Origin of the sequence: Pseudomonas knackmussii B13, assembly GCF_000689415.1 — a bacterium.
Lineage (GTDB): Bacteria > Pseudomonadota > Gammaproteobacteria > Pseudomonadales > Pseudomonadaceae > Pseudomonas > Pseudomonas knackmussii.
Genome location: NZ_HG322950.1, coordinates 2,800,594 through 2,816,838 on the forward strand (window position 1 = coordinate 2,800,594; position 16,245 = coordinate 2,816,838).

Consider the following 16,245-nt stretch of genomic DNA (forward strand, 5'->3'; position numbering starts at 1 on the left):
AGCCCGCGTGCGGGCTGCGAGTGTCATGGGAGCAGCATACCGCTCCCGTTCTTCGTGGTCTTTGCGCCCTTGGACAGGCTCTTTGGAATGCCTGCCGCAGCAGGCGCCGTCCGTCGGGCGCGGGCCGTCAGAGCCGCTCGATGACCAGGGCGATGCCCTGGCCGACGCCGATGCACATGGTGCACAGCGCGTAGCGGCCGCCGCGTTCTTCCAGTTCGTGCAACGCGGTGGTGACCAGGCGCGCGCCGCTCATGCCCAGCGGGTGGCCCAGGGCGATGGCGCCGCCGTTGGGGTTGACCCGCTCGTCGTCGTCCGCGAGGCCCAGTTCGCGCAGGACCGCCAGGCCCTGGGCGGCGAAGGCCTCGTTGAGTTCGATCACGTCCATCTGCGCCAGCGACAGGCCGGTCAGCTCCAGCACCTTGCGGGTCGCCGGCACCGGGCCGATGCCCATGATGCGCGGCTCGACGCCGGCCACCGCCATGCCGACCACTCGGCCGCGGGCCTTCAGGCCGTGGCGCTGGGCTGCTGCCGGGCTGGCCAGGAGCAGGGCGCAGGCACCGTCGTTGACGCCCGAGGCGTTGCCGGCGGTGACGCTGCCGCCTTCGCGGAACGGCGTGCCGAGCTTGGCCAGTTGTTCCAGGGTGGTGTCGCCGCGCGGGTGCTCATCGTGCTCGACGATCTTCGCCGGGCCTTTGCGCTGGGCGATTTCCACCGGGACGATCTCTTTAGCCAGGCGGCCATTGGCCTGCGCGGCGGCGGCCTTGTGCTGGCTGCGCAGGGCGAAGGCGTCCTGGTCGGCGCGGGAGATGTTGAACTGTTCGGCGACGTTCTCCGCCGTTTCTGGCATGGAGTCGATGCCGTACTGCGCCTTCATCAGTTTGTTGACGAAGCGCCAGCCGATGGTGGTGTCGAAGATTTCCGCGCTGCGGCCGAAAGCCTGCTCGGATTTGCCCATGACGAAGGGCGCGCGGGACATGGATTCCACGCCGCCGGCGATCATCAGCCCGGCTTCGCCGCAGCGCAGGGCGCGGGCGGCGTTGCCGATGGCGTCGAGGCCCGAGCCGCACAGGCGGTTGATGGTGGTGCCGGGTACGGAGGTCGGCAGGCCGGCCAGCAGCGAGGCCATGTGCGCGACGTTGCGGTTGTCTTCGCCGGCCTGGTTGGCGCAGCCGTAGATGACGTCGTCGATGGCGCTCCAGTCCAGCTCCGGGTGGCGCTGCATCAGGGCCTTGAGCGGGACGGCGCCGAGGTCGTCGGCACGCACCGCGCTCAGGGCGCCGGCGTAGCGGCCGATGGGCGTGCGCACCGCGTCGATGATCAGGGCGTCGCTGAGGGTGGCGTTGGTCATTCTTCGGTCTCCTGCGCCAGCACGGTGCCGCGCACTTTGTAGGATTTGCCGTGGAACAGGGCGATCAGCTGTCCGTGCTGGTTTTCGATGCGTACGTCGTAGTTGCCGGTGCGGCCGCTGCGGCTCTGTTCGAAGGCGCTGGCGGTCAGTTCGTCGCCCAGGCGCGCCGGGGCGACGTAATCGATGCTGCAGCCGATGGCTACGGTGGCGTCGTTGTAGCTGTTACAGGCGAAGGCGAAGGCCGAGTCGGCCAGGGCGAAGAGGAATCCGCCGTGGCAGGTGCCGTGGCCCTGGATCATGTCCTCGCGTACCGGCATGGCCAGCTTGGCGCTGCCGGGGCCGGCATCGAGCAGGCGCATGCCCATGCGCTGGGTGGCCTGGTCGCGGCTGAACATGGCGTCGGCGCAGGCGCGGGCCAGTTGTTCGGGGCTGCGATCAGTCATGGAAGCGGCTCCCTTCGGCGTGCTTGCGACGCAGCAGCAGGGACGGGCGGTAGCGTTCCTCGCCATAGCTGCGCTGCAGGTTGTCCAGAGTGTTCAGCACGTAGCCGATGCCGATGGCTTCGGCCCAGGCCAGCGGGCCGCGCGGGTAGTTCACCCCGGCGCGCATGGCCAGGTCGATGTCCGCTGCCGAGCCCACGCCTTGCAGCACGGCGTCGGCGGCTTCGTTGGCGAGCATCGCCACGGTGCGCAGCACGGCCAGGCCCGGCAGGTCGGCCAGGGCGGTGACTTTCAGGCCGGCGCGTTGCAGCAGGGCAACAGCCTGGTCGCGGGCTTCGGCGGTGGTGTCGGCGGACCAGCTGATGGCCAGGCGCGAGGCCTTGGTGTAATCCAGCGCCAGGTCGAACAGAACCAGGTTGCGCAGGCCGTCTTCCTTGGCGCGTTGGCTGGCCAGGCGGCCGTCGGAAAGGGCCAGGACGGCGTCGCCGACGCGCAGCAGGCCGCTGCCTGCACGTTGGATCACCGGTACGCCCGCGTCTTTCAGGCGTTGTACCAGCGGCTGGGCCACGCCCAGGTCGCCTTCGACCACGCAGCTCGCCACGTCGGTGGCGCTGGTCAGTTCAGCGGCCTGCGGGCGCTCGGCGCCTTCGGAATAGTCATAGAAGCCGCGGCCGGTCTTGCGGCCGAAGCGGCCGGCGTCGACCAGTTCCTTTTGGATCAGCGAGGGCTGGAAGCGGAAGTCGCCGTAGTAGGCGTCGAACACCGAGCAGGTCACGGCGTAGTTGACGTCGTGGCCGATCAGGTCGGTCAGCTCGAAGGCGCCCATGCGGAAGCCGCCGGCGTCACGCAGCAGGGCGTCGAGGCTGGCGCAGTCGGCGGCGCCTTCCTGCAGCAGGCGCAGGCTCTCGGCGTAGAACGGACGGGCCACGCGGTTGACGATGAAGCCCGGCGTGGAACGGGTGTAGACCGGCTGCTTGCCCCAGTTCTTGCTGGTGGCGTGCAGGGCTTTGGCCAGCGCGGGATCGGTGGCCAGACCGGAGACGACTTCCACCAGCGCCATGATCGGCGCCGGGTTGAAGAAGTGCATGCCGATGACGCGCTCGGGGTGCTTGAGGCTGGCGGCCAGGGTGGTGATGGACAGCGAAGAGGTGTTGCTGGCGAGGATGCAATCTGCCGCGCAGATTTCTTCCAGCTGGCGCAGCAGGCCGTGCTTCACTTCCAGGTTCTCGACGATGGCCTCGATCACCAGGCGGGCGTCGGCCAGGGTCTCGATGGCTTCCACCGGTTGCAGGCGCGCAACGATGGCGCTGCGCTGTTCGGCAGCGAGCTTGCCTTTCTCCACCAGCTTGCCGAGCTGCCGGTCGATGCCTTCGACGGCCTGGGCGGCGGCGCCGGGGCGGTTGTCGTAGAGCTTCACCGGGTGGCCGGCCTGGGCCGCCACCTGGGCGATGCCGGCACCCATGGCGCCGGCGCCGATCACCGCGACCAGTGCGGTGGTTTCGAGTGCTTGCATGATCAGCGGCCCTTGAAGCTGGGGGTGCGTTTTTCCATGAAGGCGCCGACGCCCTCGCGGTAGTCCTCGCTGCGGCCGGCCAGGCGCTGCAGGTCGCGCTCGAGCTCCAGCTGCTCGTCGAAGCTGTTGTTCAGGCTGGCGTTGAGGCTGCGCTTGATCAGGGCCAGGCCGTAAGTCGGCTGGGTGGCCAGATGGCGGGCGAGTTTGAGGGCTTCGTCGCGCAGGTTGGCATCGTCCACCACCTGGTAGATCAGGCCCCACTGTTCGGCTTGCTCAGCGGAAAGGCGATTGCCCAGCAGTGCGAGGGCCTTGGCGCGAGCCATGCCGACCAGGCGCGGGAGGGTCCAGGTGCCGCCAGAATCCGGGATCAGGCCGATCTTGCAGAAGGCCTGGATGAAGCTGGCCGAACGCGCCGCCAGGACCAGGTCGCAGGCCAGCGGGATGTTCGCGCCGGCGCCGGCGGCCACGCCGTTGACCGCGCAGATCACCGGCAGCGGCAGGTCGCGCAGGGCGCGGATCATCGGGTTGTAGAACTTCTCGATGGACTCGCCCAGGTCGGGCATCTCGGCGCCCGGGGCGACGTTGCGGTCGGACAGGTCTTGCCCGGCGCAGAAACCACGGCCTTCGCCGGTCAGCAGCAGCACGCGGGCTTCTTCGCTCTGGCGCACCAGTTTGAGCGCCTCGCGCACCTCGCCGTGCATCTTCGCGTTGAAGCTGTTCAGCTGATCCGGGCGGTTCAGGCTGAGGAGGGCGACGCCGTCCTCGATGGAAAACAGGATGTGCTCGAAGTTCATGGGCGGGCTCGCTCCATCAATCGGGTGATTTCAATCGGGTCATTAACAGTAGGCGGATCGGCGGCGGCGGGCCGTCACTGACCCTTGAACTGGGCTGGGCGCTTTTCCTGGAAGGCGCGGATGCCTTCCTCGCGGTCGGCGGTGCCGGCCAGCAGGGTGAAAGCGTGGCGCTCGAAGCGCAGGCCGCTGGCGAGGTCGGTGTCCTGCGCCTTGAGCAGCGCTTCCTTGGCCATGCGCACGGCCAGCGGCGCCTTGCGCGCGATGACCTTGGCGATCTGCAGGGCGCGCTCGACAGTGAATTCGGGTTGGGTGACTTCGCTGACCAGGCCGGCGCGCTGGGCGTGACGGGCGTCGATGGCTTCGCCGGTGAGGACCATCTGCATGGCCAGCGACTTGCCGACCGCGCGCAGCAGGCGTTGGGTGCCGCCGGCGCCGGGCATGATGCCGAGGTTGATCTCAGGTTGGCCGAAGCGGGCGTCTTCGCCTGCGATGAGGATGTCGGCGTGCATCGCCAGTTCGCAGCCGCCGCCCAGGGCGAAGCCGTTGATCGCAGCGATCAGCGGTTTGGAGAAGGCGGTGATGCGTTGCCAGTGGGCGACGCGCGGGTCGTTGAGGATGCCGACCAGGTCGCGCTCGGCCATTTCCTTGATGTCGGCGCCGGCGGCGAACGCCTTGCGGCTGCCGGTGATGACCACCACGCGGGTTTCGGCATCGCGTTCGGCGGCGTCGAGCTCCGCCGCCAGCTCACCGAGCAGCTCGGTGTTGAGGGCGTTGAGCGCTTCGGGGCGCTGCAGGGTGATCAGGCGGACGCCGTCCTCTGGCGCCTGCACGGCGAGGGTACGAGGCATGAAAAACTCCTCAGGCTGCACGCACGGCTCTGGGCCGGCTTCGTTGGAATTGTTATGGGCTGCGCTGGCCGAATGACGGACGGGCGGAGCCTGGCGTGGATTCAGTATATGCCTAAAGCGATACAAAACTACAAGCAAAAAAGTTATTTATGTGTCTTAAATGGAAGCGTCTACGGTGAGCCCGGATTACCGGGTGTGCTCCTAAGGGCCGGTATATGGGGCCTTCAAGCCATGTATTCATGGGTTGCCGTTGGTCTGCTGGCGGGCTTTTGAAAAGCGATACAGCATTTGCTCCATTGACGATCGGATTTGTTGTGATACAAGATTTTCAAAACAACGAATCATGACGGAGTGCTTTCCGTCCCGCCTTGCCGGCGCCCACGGGTGCCGATGTGCAAAAAGGAGCCTTATCCATGCCGTTCGCCCGAGCCGCCGTGCTGGAGCCTCTTGACCCTCGCGGAGAAGCCTGAGATGCCTTGCTACAGCCTCGACGGCCTGACCCCGGTGGTTCATCCGACCGCCTACGTGCACCCGACGGCGGTGCTGATCGGTGACGTGATCGTCGGCCCGGGCTGCTACGTCGGCCCGCTGGCGGCATTGCGTGGCGATTTTGGGCGGATCGTCCTGGAAGAGGGGGCGAACCTGCAGGATACCTGCGTGATGCACGGCTTCCCCGACAGCGACACTGTCGTCGAGCGCAACGGTCATATCGGCCACGGCGCGGTGCTGCACGGTTGCGTCATCGGCGCCGACGCGCTGATCGGCATGAACGCGGTGGTGATGGACAAGGCGCGCATCGGCGAGCGCTGCATCGTCGCCGCCACAGCCTTCGTCAAGGCCGGCTTCGAGTGCCCGCCGCAAAGCCTGGTGATGGGCTCGCCGGCCAGCGTCAAGCGTGAGCTGAGCGCCGAAGAGATCGCCTGGAAACAGCGTGGCACCGTCGAATACCAGGAACTGGCCAAGCGCTGCCTGGCCAGCCTGGTGGAATGCCAGCCGCTGGCGGCGGTCGAGGAGGGCCGTCCGCGCATGGGCGACTCGGGGTTCCGGCCGAAGGGGCAGGGCGCATGAGTATTGGGGTTCGCTCCAATGGCCAGGCCGTACGGCGGGCGGGTATAGTCGGCGCTTTCTCCGCGCCCAACCGAGCCATGAGCAGTCTCGCCCCGCTGAACCAGCTGATTACCCGCTTCCAGGAACAGACGCCGATCCGCGCCAGTTCGCTGATCATCACCCTTTATGGCGACGCGATCGAACCGCACGGCGGAACCGTCTGGCTGGGTAGCCTGATCGGCCTGCTGGAGCCCATGGGGATCAATGAGCGGCTGATCCGCACCTCGATCTTCCGCCTGACCAAGGAAGGCTGGCTGACCGCCGAGAAAGTCGGCCGGCGCAGCTACTACAGCCTCACCGGCACCGGCCGGCGGCGCTTCGAGAAGGCTTTCAAGCGGGTCTACAGCGCCGGCGTGCAGGGCTGGGACGGCGCCTGGACGCTGGTCATGCTCTCGCAGCTGTCTGCCGACAAGCGCAAGCAGGTGCGCGAGGAACTGGAATGGCAGGGCTTCGGCGCCATTGCCCCGACCGTGCTGGCCTGCCCGCGCTGCGAGCGCGCCGACGTCACCGCGACCCTGCTCGACCTGGACGCGCTGGACGACAGCATCGTCTTCGAGACCCACGCCCAGGAAGTGCTGGCCTCCCGCGCCATGCGCCTGCAGGTGCGCGAGAGCTGGAAGATCGACGAACTCGGCCAGCACTACAGCGAATTCATCCGCCTGTTCCGCCCGCTCTGGCAGGCGCTGCGCGAGCAGGCCGAACTGGACGCCCAGGACTGCTTCCTGGCGCGCACCCTTTTGATCCACGAATACCGCAAGCTGCTGCTGCGTGACCCGCAATTGCCCGATGAGCTGCTTCCTGGCGACTGGGAAGGGCGGGCCGCGCGCCAGCTGTGTCGCAACCTCTACCGCCTGGTTTACGCCAAGGCGGAGGAGTGGCTGAACAGCGCCCTGGAGACCGCCGACGGCCCCTTGCCGGACGTGGGCGAGAGCTTCTACCGGCGTTTCGGCGGGCTGAACTGAAGCGGATTGGCCCGAACCGTGCTTTGAAAGCGCCGTACTGAGGCGGCGCTGCGGAACCACCGGTCGCGAGATCGGCAATGACGGATGTGCGCCTAGGCGTCCGCTGATAACAACAAATGCGTGTATGAGGCTTTGCAGGTCATGAACCCATCATCGATCTACCGGGATGAGGCTTTCGAGGCATGGCTGGGTCAGGTCAACCAGGCCTGCGGGCGTTTCGACGCGCGCACCCTGGGGCCGTCCTTCCACGGAAAGCTGCGGGAGTACCAGGAAGGTGCCATCAAGCTCAGCGTCGTCGACATGGCGCAGGTGCACCTGTACCGGACCAGCAAGGAAGTCAGCGCCAGCGGCAACGGCCACTTCTATGCGGTGTTCCAGTTGGAAGGCCGCTCGCACCTGGAGCAGGACGGCAGCCGCGTGGTGCTGTCGCGCGGCGACATCACCCTGGTCGACGCCAACCGCCCGTGCGACATGACCTACGAGGACAACTCGCGGCAACTGTCGCTGATCCTCCCGCGCCAGGTGCTCGAACGCGGCCTGCGCCACACCGGCATCGCCTGCGCGCGGCGCATTCCGGCCAGCTCGCCGGTGGCGATCCTGGCCAATACCCTGGTGCTCGAAACCAGCCGCCAGGACGGCCTGGGCATGCAGGAAAGCGAGGCGACCCTCGACGCCCTGGTCAGCCTGTTGCGCCCGGCCCTGGCCAGCCAGGAAGCCGAGTGCGACAGCCACGAGCGGCTGTTCCGCAAGGCGGTGGCCTTCATCGACGAGCACATCGGCGCCGAAGAGCTCTGCCCGGAGCTGATCGCCCGCGAAGTGGGCGTGTCGGTGCGCGGCCTGTACCGCATGTTCGCCAAGAAAGGCCTGGTGGTGGCGCAGTACATCAAGAACCGCCGCCTGGACTTCTGCGCCGAATCCCTGCGCAACGCCGCCGGCGAGCAGAAGCTTTCGGCGCTGGGCTACGCCTGGGGCTTCTCCGATTCGAGCTACTTCTCGACGGCGTTCAAGTCGCGCTTCGGGGTTTCGCCGGGCGAATACCGCAAGCGCTACGCGCATTGAGGGAGGGGCGGTGGCGACACCGCCCCTCGCGGCACCAATGCCTCTGTAGGAGCGGATCTCATCCGCGATGCTTTTCGCGGACAAGGTCCGCTCCTGCACACGTTCACGCCATCCCCGCCATCTCCGTCTTCCCCGCGAACGCAGGGACCCAAGAGCAACGCGTGCCGGCGCTCTTCGTAGGGTGAATAACCCCGAAGGGGTTATCCGCCGTTTTCGTGCCGGGCGACGGCGGATAACCGCGAACCGCATGGCACGGTGTGTCCCTGTAGGAGCGGCCCATGGCCGCGAATCGTGCGCATGGCGCGCTCCTACGGGTTCGAAGCGAACGGCACAGGGACTAGACCCCCGCTATTGGCACTCCTGCCAACACGACTGGCACAGACAAAAAGACCCGCTTCCCGCCGCCTGGCGACAATCGACCTCGACCGGCCGTGCCCCAGGTGCGTCCGAAGAAAATCTACAAGAGTGCTTTCGTCATGCTGTTCACCGTGAAAACCCGAATCAAGACCGGCCTCTGCGGCCTCCTGCTGGCCCTGGGCGCCGTCCAGTCCGGCCTCGCCCTGGCCGACGATGCCGCCAAGGGCCAGGCCGTGTTCGAGCGCGACTGCTCGCTGTGCCACACCGCCAATGCCGGCGGCCCGAACATCATGGGTCCGAACCTGCATGGCGTGGTCGGGCGCAAGGCCGGCTCGCTGGCTGGTTTCAGCTACTCCCAGGCGATGAAGGACCACGGCGCCACCTGGTCCCGCGACAACCTCGAAGCCTTCCTGGCCCAGCCGCAGACCGCCGTGCCCGGCACCTACATGCCGTACCAGGGCCTGGCCGACGCCGACGAGCGCAAGGCCCTGAGCCTGTGGCTGAGCCAACAGCACTGAAATTCCCTGGCCGCCCCCGGCGCCTGCCGGGGCTGCGGTTCCCTGCCTGATCGCGGCCTTGCCCGCGGGAACGAAGAACAGGAGTCACCATGAGCATCACTGCAACCCTGCCGCAGGTCGCCGAATTCCTCCAGCGCCGCCACGGCTGCTTCATCGACGGCGCCTGGGTGGCCTATGACGGCCCCACCAGCGACGTGGTCAACCCGGCCACCGGCGAAGTCATCGCGAAGATCGCCGACATCGATACCGATATGCTCGACCGCGCTGTGCGCTCGGCCCATGCCGCCTTCAAGTCGCGCGTCTGGTCCGACCTGCGGCCGGCCGACCGCGAGCGCATCCTGCTGCGCTTCGCCGACCTGGTGGAGCAGCACGCCGAGGAACTGGCCCAGCTGGAAACCCTGAGCCAGGGCAAGTCGATCAACCTGACCCGCATGCTCGACGTCGGCGCCACTGTGGAGTTCATGCGCTACATGGCCGGCTGGGCGACCAAGATCGAAGGCCAGTCGCTGGACGTGTCCATCCCGCTGCCGCCGGGCACCAAGTTCACCGCCTTCACCCGCCGCGAGCCGGTAGGCGTGGTCGCCGGCATCGTGCCGTGGAACTTCCCGCTGATGATCGCCGTATGGAAACTGATGCCCGCGCTGGCCACCGGCAACACCGTGGTCATCAAGCCCGCTTCGGAAACCCCGCTGACCGCCCTGCGCCTGGCCGAACTGGCCTTCGAGGCGGGCGTGCCGGCCGGCGTGTTCAACCTGGTCACCGGTGACGGCGCGCGCATCGGCGGCGGCCTGGCTTCGCACAAGCTGATCAGCAAGGTCTCCTTCACCGGCTCCACCGCCGTGGGCCGCAGCGTCGGCATCGCCGCGATGCAGAACATGACCCGCTTCGCCCTGGAACTGGGCGGCAAGAACCCGATGATCATCCTGGCCGATGCCGACATCGACAAATGCGTGCAAGGCGCGCTGCTGGGCGGCCTGCTCAACAGCGGCCAGGTCTGCGCCGCGGCCTCGCGCTTCTACGTGCACGAGTCGCGTTATGCCGAGTTCGTCGAGAAGCTGGGCGCCGTAGTCGCCGGCATGAGCATCGGCGAAGGCATGGACGACACCGCGCAGATCACCCCGCTGGTTTCGCGCAAGCAGCAGACCTCGGTGCTCAAGCACATCGAGACTGCCCGCCGCGAAGGCGCGCGCGTGGTCTGCGGTGGCGAGCCGGTGGACTGCAACGGCTTCTTCGTGCGTCCGACCGTACTGGCCGAAGTCAAGCAGAGCATGTCGGTGGCCCACGACGAGGTGTTCGGTCCGGTGCTGGCGGTGCTGCCGTTCAAGACCGAGGACGAAGCCATCGAGATGGCCAACGACAGCGAGTACGGCCTGGGCGCCAGCCTCTGGACCAACGACCTGACCAAGGCCATGAACCTGGTGCCGCGCATCGAGTCGGGCACCGTCTGGGTCAACGCCCACGTGCTGCTCGACCCGAGCATGCCCTTCGGCGGCGTCAAGCAGTCGGGCATGGGCCGCGAGTTCGGTCGCGCCGTGGTCGAGGCCTACACCGAGATCAAGTCGGTGTGCATCGCCCACTGATGGGGCTTGCGCAGCGTGCCGCCCGGCGGCACGCTGCGCCGCTTCATCCGCCAGCGGCTTAGGCTGGCAGAGGCGTTCCAACGGAGGAGGGTGATCGAATGTACGCACTGACCATGCGCATCGCGCTGGGCTGCCTGCTGCCGTTCGCCGCCATCTTCCTGCTCGGTGCCATGCCCGGGGTCAGCCCGGCCTGGGATTTCGCCAACGCCGTCGGCATGCTCGCCAGCGCGCTCTTCCTCCTGCTGTTCGCCTACACCGGCAAGCCGATGGCCCAGCCGCGGCACGACGGCAAATTCTTCATGGTGCTGCACCGCGACCTGTCCTTCGTCGCCGTGGCGCTGCTTGCGCTGCACATCGGCGTGATGCTGGTGGACGAGCCGCTGGTGATCGATGAGCTATTGCCCGGTGCGGCCTGGCACATGCTCGCTGGCGACGCCGCGACCCTGATCCTGCTGCTGATGGTGCCGCTCAGCCTGACCGCCGTACGCCGCAAGCTGTGGCGCAAGCACGCGGACTTCCGCCGCACGCATTACTGGGCCAGCGCGCTGATCGTGGCCCTGGCGGCGGGACACATGATCGGCGCCGGCTACTACAGCGGCACGCCCTGGAAGATGCTGCTGTGGGGCGCGCTCAGCGTCGCCGCGCTGGCCTGGCCGCTGCTGCCGCGCAAGACCCCGCACTACGCCGAGGGCGGCCGTCGCCGGCACAGCGCCTACCTGGCCACGCGCCTGAGCGTCGCCGCGCTTGTCGCTGGCCTGGTATTGGCAGGCGCCTATTCACTGCTCAGCAGCGTGGATCTGCCGCTGCTATGAAGCGCTGGTACTGGTTGCTGCTGATCCCGTTCCTGGTGGCCTTCGCGATAGGCGCGCGCAGCGGTCACGACCGCCTGGTGAGCGCCCACCCGGTGCTGCCGATGAACTTCGAGCACAGCAACCACGGCAGCATCAACTGCGTGGTTTGCCATCACGACTTCAACGACCACTCAGCTCCGGCGCCTACCGGCACGCGCACCTGCATCCTGTGCCACAAGGAGACGCCGAAGCTGGCCGTGACCATCGAGCACGACTTCCACCAGCTCTGCGAAGGCTGCCACCTCAAGAACCTGCAAGCCTTCCGCCAGACCGGCCCGGTGCGCTCGTGCAAGGCGTGCCATACGCCGAGTGCTTCCGCGTCATCGGGTGGGTTCTAGCGGCCCAAGACCGGGCCCGACCCTCATCCGCACCAATTCCCTGCTGTAGGAGCGAGCTTGCTCGCGAACAGAGCTCCCCGGATACGTCGATATTTTGGCTTGGCTGCAATCCCTCTCCCCAACCCTCTCCCGCAAGCGGGAGAGGGGGCTGGTCGGCGTCTGCGCAAATCCCGGCGTCATCCTGTAGGAGCGGATTCATCCGCGAAAATCCCCACATCGATTCCCACCTGTAGGAGCGCGCCATGCGCGCGAATCGCGGCCATGGGCCGCTCCTACGGTGAAAACACCGTGCCGTGCGGTTCGCGAGCAAGCTCGCTCCTATACCCTCCCGTCTTCCCCGTGAAGTGGTCAAGTAAAACTGGACACTGGTTTAGGTCTATCCAGCCAGCTCTTCACGCCGTGCCGGTGTCTGGTAATCGTTGTGACTGTGTGGCCGTTGGTGGTTGTAGTAGTCGGTGACGTAACGCAGCACGTCGGCTTCCGCCTGGGGCTGATCGACGTAGCCGGAGGGCGGTATCCATTCCGACTTGAGGCTTCTGAAGAATCGCTCCATCGGCGCGTTATCCCAGCAGTTTCCTCGACCGCTCATGCTTTGCCGAATGCCGTAGCGCCAGAGCATTTGGCGAAATTCGAGGCTGGTGTAATGACAGCCCTGGTCGGAGTGAAACATCAGTTGCTGTGGCATGCCCCTGGCTTCGTAGGCCACCCGCAGAGCGCGCCCGGTGAGTTGTGAGTCGGGCCGGTTGGACATGGCCCAGCCGACGATCCGACGTGCATACAGATCCATCACGGCGGCCAGGTAGATCCAGCGGCCACCGGCCCAGATGTACGTCACATCCCCGCACCACACCTGGTTGGGGCGGCTCACATTGAACCGGCGCGCCAGCTCATTGGCCGCGATGGCACTGTGTTCCTTGGCAACCCGGTAGCGATGTTTACGGCGTTGTGTACTGACGAGCCCGGCCTCTTTCATCAACCGGGCGGCAAGGTAACGGCCTGCAGGAAAGCCCTCGTTGCGCAAGGCGGCCGATAGCGTTCGGGCACCGGCCGCGCTGCGGCTCTGGGCATGCAGTTCCACCACGCGCTGGCGTAACGCTTCTCGTCGACTGCAGACGCGTGCCTGCCGCTTTCGGGCCGCATAAACACTGCTGCGATTTACCTGGAATAACCGGCACAGTTCCGTACGCGAATACTGCTCGCCCAATGCCTCGACCAGCCTGACTAGTCGAGGGCGTCCGACATCAAGAGAGCGGTAGCCTTTTTTAGAATCTCTTTCTCCCGCTCCAAGCGGCGGACTTGCGCCTCCAACTCCTGAATGCGCCGCTGATCCTCTGTCAGCGCCTTGCTATGCGCAGGCGTCTGGCCGCCACGCTCCAGTTGCAACTGCGCCACCCAGCGACGCATCGCCGTGGGCCCCACCCCCATCGCCTTGCAGGCGGCCGGCACCGTATAGCCTTGATCCACCACCAAGCGGGCGGCTTCCAGTTTGAAATCTGGACTGAATGATCTTCTGCTCATGAACACCTCAGCTGTGGGCGAAGCTTAACGCCCTATCGGGGTGTCCAGAATCATTAGGCCACTTCAGTACTTTCGGGGCGGGCCTCCGGTGCGGGGGAGTTCGTGAGGGTAGCCCGGCTTCATCGGGCCCGTATGACGGGGCAAGCGTTCTTGGTTACTTCTTAGGCGTTTGTTGTACGGACCGGGGACATAGCTGACAGGTGTGCGGGGACATGGTTGACACTTTCCGGCGAGCAGCCTTGTCGGGAATCCACGCCATGCCCTGGAACACGAGAGACACCATGAGCCTGAAAGAGGAATTCATTGCCCTAGCCTTACAGCCCGACAGCAACAAGCGAGAGCTTTGCCGACGTTTCGGAATCAGCCCGCAAACGGCCTACAAGTGGCTTAAGCGATACGCGCAGCAAGGGCGAGAGGGATTGCATGAGCAATCCCGCCGGCCGCTCAGCAGCCCCAGACGCACCCCGCCGGAGCTGGAGACAGAGGTGGTCGCCTTGCGCCAGGCGCATCCCGCGTGGGGCGGACGCAAGATCAGCCATGTCCTGAGACGCTGCATTGCTCCTAGCACCGTGACCAATGTCCTGCACCGTCACACGCTGATCCTGCCGCCTGAAAAGGAAGCCAAGAAGCCTTGGCAGCGCTTCGAACACGAAGCCCCCAATGACCTCTGGCAGATGGACTTCAAGGGCTACTTCCCGACCCAGCAAGGCCAGTGTCATCCGCTGACCGTGGTGGATGACCACTCCCGTTTCAACCTGGCGATCCAAGCCTGTGCCAATGAGCGCAAGGAAACGGTCCAGGAAAAGCTGACCGAAATCTTTCGACGCTATGGCCTGCCAGCCCGAATCAACACCGACAATGGCTCGCCCTGGGGCTCGCCACGCAACCCCGGGGAATTATCCGAACTGGGTGTCTGGCTGGTCAGGCTGGGAATTCGCTTGAGTTTCAGCCGGCCCTACCACCCACAGACCAATGGTAAGAACGAGCGCTTCCATCGCGCCCTCAAGGCCGAGGTGCTCAAGGGAAAGCACTTTCACGACCTGGTCGAAGCCCAGGCGGCCTTCGACCAGTGGCGTGAGATCTACAACCATCACCGGCCCCACGAAGCGCTGGGCTACCAGGTTCCCATGGAGCGCTACCGCCCAAGCCCTTGGTCATTTCCAGAGGAACTAGAGGACTTCGAATACGCCATGGACGACGAAGTGACGAAGGTCTATCACAGCCGATTCCGCTTCAGAAAACGCTACTTCCGCATCGCCAAAGGGCTTGCTGGGCACCTGATTGCCATCCGTCCCAGACCCGATAGCGAGGTCCTGTACGACGTGTATTTCTGCCATCAACTGCTCCGCACCATCGACCTGAACAATCCCGACTACGGACCATAATGTGTCAACCATGTCCCCGCACATGTGTCCACCATGTCTCCGGTCCATACAAGGCGTTTGTAAGAAGTGACTCGCCGAGGGGCGAAACAAGATCTATCCGAGCACGCAAAAGCGGCGCGCTACACCGTTTTCTGGGTCCCCGCGTTCGCGGGGATGACGGAGATGGCGGGAATGGCGGGGAAGTGTAGGAGCGCCTGGCGGGCAGCGGAGCGCCTATCAGAACCCCAGCAACTGCCCCACCTGATCCACCCGCGGATCGTCGCTGCGGCTGACCACGGCGTAGTTGTAGTTGCCCTTGCTCCAGTAGCGCGTCAGCAGCTCACCATCCTGGCGTTGGCCGTGGGGCAACAGGTGGTTGGCCGGGCCCGGCGGGCGGATGAAGAAGCTCAGGCGGTGGCCCTGGTCGTCCTCGTAGACCACCAGCGCCGCCGCGCCTTGCTCGGTGGCGAGCAGGCGGGCGCCAACCGTGCGCAGGCCGAGCTGGTCGAGGTCGGCCGGCAGGCTGGCGTTTTCCAGGTATCGGCCGAGCCAGGCGCGGACGTTGTCGCCGGAGCCGGTGTCGAGGCGTGCGCCGCTGCCGTTTTCGGCGAACAGGCGATAGGCCTGCACCGCGTCCTGCATCGGCTTGTCGACCTTGGCCAGGCTCATGTCGCGGGCCTGCCAGCCGCCGAGGCTGCCGACGCCGAGGGCCACCAGCAACGCGGCGGCTATGGCAAGGCGCGATTGCCGGCGCGCGCGCAGGCGGGTGCGGATGTGCTGCGGATCCAGCTCCGGGGCCGGCGGCAGCGCCGCGCTGGCGAGGGCGGCGCGCAGGCGCTGGGCATCCTGCTTCCAGGCCTCGACGCGGCGGGCTTCGTGGGGGTGGTTGGCGAGCCAGGCTTCCACCCACTCGCGACGCTCGGGGTCGAGCTGCTCGTCGACGTAGGCGTGCAGGTCGTTGTCGTTGGGAGTCATGGCGTTCATTTGAGTACCCGTAGGGAAGGGGAACCGCTGCTGCCTTCGCTCAGCGCGCGCAAGGCCTGGCGCGCTCGCGACAGGCGCGACATGACGGTGCCCATGGGAATCTGCAAGGCTTCGGCGACCTCGCGGTAGCTCAGCCCCTCGACGCTGACCAGGGTGAGCAGCGCGCGCTGCTCGGCGGGCAGGCGCTCGAAGGCTTCCAGGGTCGAGCGGGCGCTGACGATGTCCTCGGTGGAGGCGCTGTGCTCCTCTTCGCCACCGAACAGCGAAAGGATGCGGGCGTAGCGGCGGGCGCGGCGCTGACCGTCGACGAACAGCCGGTAGAGGATGGCGAACAGCCAGGCGCGCAGGTCGCCGTCGCCGCGCTTGCCGCCCCAAGCGGACAGGGCCTTTTCCAGGGTGGCCTGGACCAGGTCGTCGGCGCTCGCCGCATTGCGCGTCAGGGACAGCGCGAAGCGCCGCAGGCGCGGCAGCAGTTCGCGGAGTTGATGGTCGTCCAGTGTGTTCATCTCGATGCGGCGGGGCCGGCTCCGATGGTCGTTGAGCCCGTATGACGAACCCCCGTGGAGTTTATTCCAGCGCCCCTCGACTTTCGGAAATTTTCCCGTCGCGGGAATAACCCGGTTCGCGGTGCGTCGTACGGGCTCATGAACCCCGAACGAGGACG

General features: G+C 66.5%; 16 protein-coding genes. 8 read left to right on the plus strand and 8 right to left on the minus strand.

Annotation, left to right across the window (positions count from 1 at the left end; translation table 11 throughout):
- Positions 1–127: 127 nt before the first annotated feature.
- The 5 genes from pcaF to paaF all read right to left on the minus strand — a co-directional run bounded on the left by pcaF (position 128) and on the right by paaF (position 4,943).
- On the minus strand, positions 128–1,348 hold the full coding sequence (gene pcaF / locus PKB_RS13240) for a 3-oxoadipyl-CoA thiolase (RefSeq protein ID WP_043252390.1): 1,221 nt from the start codon (positions 1,346–1,348) through the stop codon (positions 128–130).
- Positions 1,345–1,791, minus strand: coding sequence for a hydroxyphenylacetyl-CoA thioesterase PaaI (paaI, locus tag PKB_RS13245; protein ID WP_043252393.1), 447 nt, complete (start codon positions 1,789–1,791; stop codon positions 1,345–1,347). The genes pcaF and paaI overlap by 4 nt, the downstream gene beginning before the upstream one ends.
- Positions 1,784–3,301 (minus strand): 3-hydroxyacyl-CoA dehydrogenase PaaH, encoded by a 1,518-nt coding sequence (paaH, locus tag PKB_RS13250; RefSeq protein ID WP_043252395.1) that lies wholly within the window; start codon positions 3,299–3,301, stop codon positions 1,784–1,786. Before paaH ends, paaI begins: the two co-directional genes overlap by 8 nt.
- Positions 3,302–3,303: 2 nt before the next feature.
- Complete coding sequence (gene paaG / locus PKB_RS13255) at positions 3,304–4,095, minus strand: 2-(1,2-epoxy-1,2-dihydrophenyl)acetyl-CoA isomerase PaaG (RefSeq protein WP_043252397.1); 792 nt, start codon at positions 4,093–4,095, stop codon at positions 3,304–3,306.
- Positions 4,096–4,169: 74 nt separating this feature from the next.
- Positions 4,170–4,943, minus strand: coding sequence for a 2,3-dehydroadipyl-CoA hydratase PaaF (paaF, locus tag PKB_RS13260; protein ID WP_043252399.1), 774 nt, complete (start codon positions 4,941–4,943; stop codon positions 4,170–4,172).
- Positions 4,944–5,414: 471 nt separating this feature from the next.
- Here paaF and paaY point away from each other — a divergent pair, with 471 nt between their 5' ends.
- From paaY to PKB_RS13295, 7 genes are all read left to right on the plus strand, one after another.
- The gene (gene paaY / locus PKB_RS13265) at positions 5,415–6,011 is read left to right on the plus strand and encodes a phenylacetic acid degradation protein PaaY (RefSeq protein ID WP_043252401.1); all 597 of its coding nucleotides are present in this window, start codon (positions 5,415–5,417) and stop codon (positions 6,009–6,011) included.
- A gap of 77 nt (positions 6,012–6,088) precedes the next feature.
- Positions 6,089–7,012: a phenylacetic acid degradation operon negative regulatory protein PaaX gene (gene paaX / locus PKB_RS13270; RefSeq protein ID WP_043252403.1), complete on the plus strand. Its 924-nt coding sequence runs from the start codon at positions 6,089–6,091 to the stop codon at positions 7,010–7,012.
- A 141-nt stretch (positions 7,013–7,153) separates the two neighbouring features.
- Positions 7,154–8,071: a transcriptional regulator FeaR gene (gene feaR / locus PKB_RS13275; protein ID WP_043252404.1), complete on the plus strand. Its 918-nt coding sequence runs from the start codon at positions 7,154–7,156 to the stop codon at positions 8,069–8,071.
- 440 nt (positions 8,072–8,511) lie between these two features.
- Positions 8,512–8,946 carry a c-type cytochrome gene (locus tag PKB_RS13280; protein WP_339325542.1) on the plus strand — a complete coding sequence of 145 codons (435 nt, stop codon included), beginning with the start codon at positions 8,512–8,514 and terminating at the stop codon, positions 8,944–8,946.
- An 89-nt stretch (positions 8,947–9,035) separates the two neighbouring features.
- Positions 9,036–10,526: an aldehyde dehydrogenase family protein gene (locus tag PKB_RS13285; protein ID WP_043252408.1), complete on the plus strand. Its 1,491-nt coding sequence runs from the start codon at positions 9,036–9,038 to the stop codon at positions 10,524–10,526.
- A 98-nt stretch (positions 10,527–10,624) separates the two neighbouring features.
- On the plus strand, positions 10,625–11,338 hold the full coding sequence (locus PKB_RS13290; RefSeq protein WP_043252411.1) for a ferric reductase-like transmembrane domain-containing protein: 714 nt from the start codon (positions 10,625–10,627) through the stop codon (positions 11,336–11,338).
- Positions 11,335–11,715 carry a cytochrome c3 family protein gene (locus PKB_RS13295; protein ID WP_052355274.1) on the plus strand — a complete coding sequence of 127 codons (381 nt, stop codon included), beginning with the start codon at positions 11,335–11,337 and terminating at the stop codon, positions 11,713–11,715. Before PKB_RS13290 ends, PKB_RS13295 begins: the two co-directional genes overlap by 4 nt.
- Positions 11,716–12,091: 376 nt before the next feature.
- Here PKB_RS13295 and PKB_RS29130 read toward each other — a convergent pair.
- Positions 12,092–13,233 (minus strand): IS3 family transposase gene (locus PKB_RS29130; protein ID WP_371365441.1). Its coding sequence is split into 2 segments (ribosomal slippage): positions 12,092–12,981 and positions 12,981–13,233, totalling 1,143 coding nucleotides; the frame shifts between segments, so codons are not numbered across the junction.
- Between the two features lie 257 nt (positions 13,234–13,490).
- Between PKB_RS29130 and PKB_RS13310 the strand changes: the two genes are divergently transcribed.
- Entirely contained in the window at positions 13,491–14,618 is a 1,128-nt protein-coding gene (locus PKB_RS13310; RefSeq protein ID WP_043252413.1) for an IS481 family transposase, read from the plus strand.
- Between the two features lie 216 nt (positions 14,619–14,834).
- Here PKB_RS13310 and PKB_RS13315 read toward each other — a convergent pair whose 3' ends face one another.
- On the minus strand, positions 14,835–15,581 hold the full coding sequence (locus tag PKB_RS13315; protein WP_043252415.1) for an anti-sigma factor family protein: 747 nt from the start codon (positions 15,579–15,581) through the stop codon (positions 14,835–14,837).
- The gene (locus tag PKB_RS13320; protein WP_043252416.1) at positions 15,578–16,087 is read right to left on the minus strand and encodes a sigma-70 family RNA polymerase sigma factor; all 510 of its coding nucleotides are present in this window, start codon (positions 16,085–16,087) and stop codon (positions 15,578–15,580) included. Before PKB_RS13320 ends, PKB_RS13315 begins: the two co-directional genes overlap by 4 nt.
- Between the last annotated feature and the right edge of the window lie 158 nt (positions 16,088–16,245).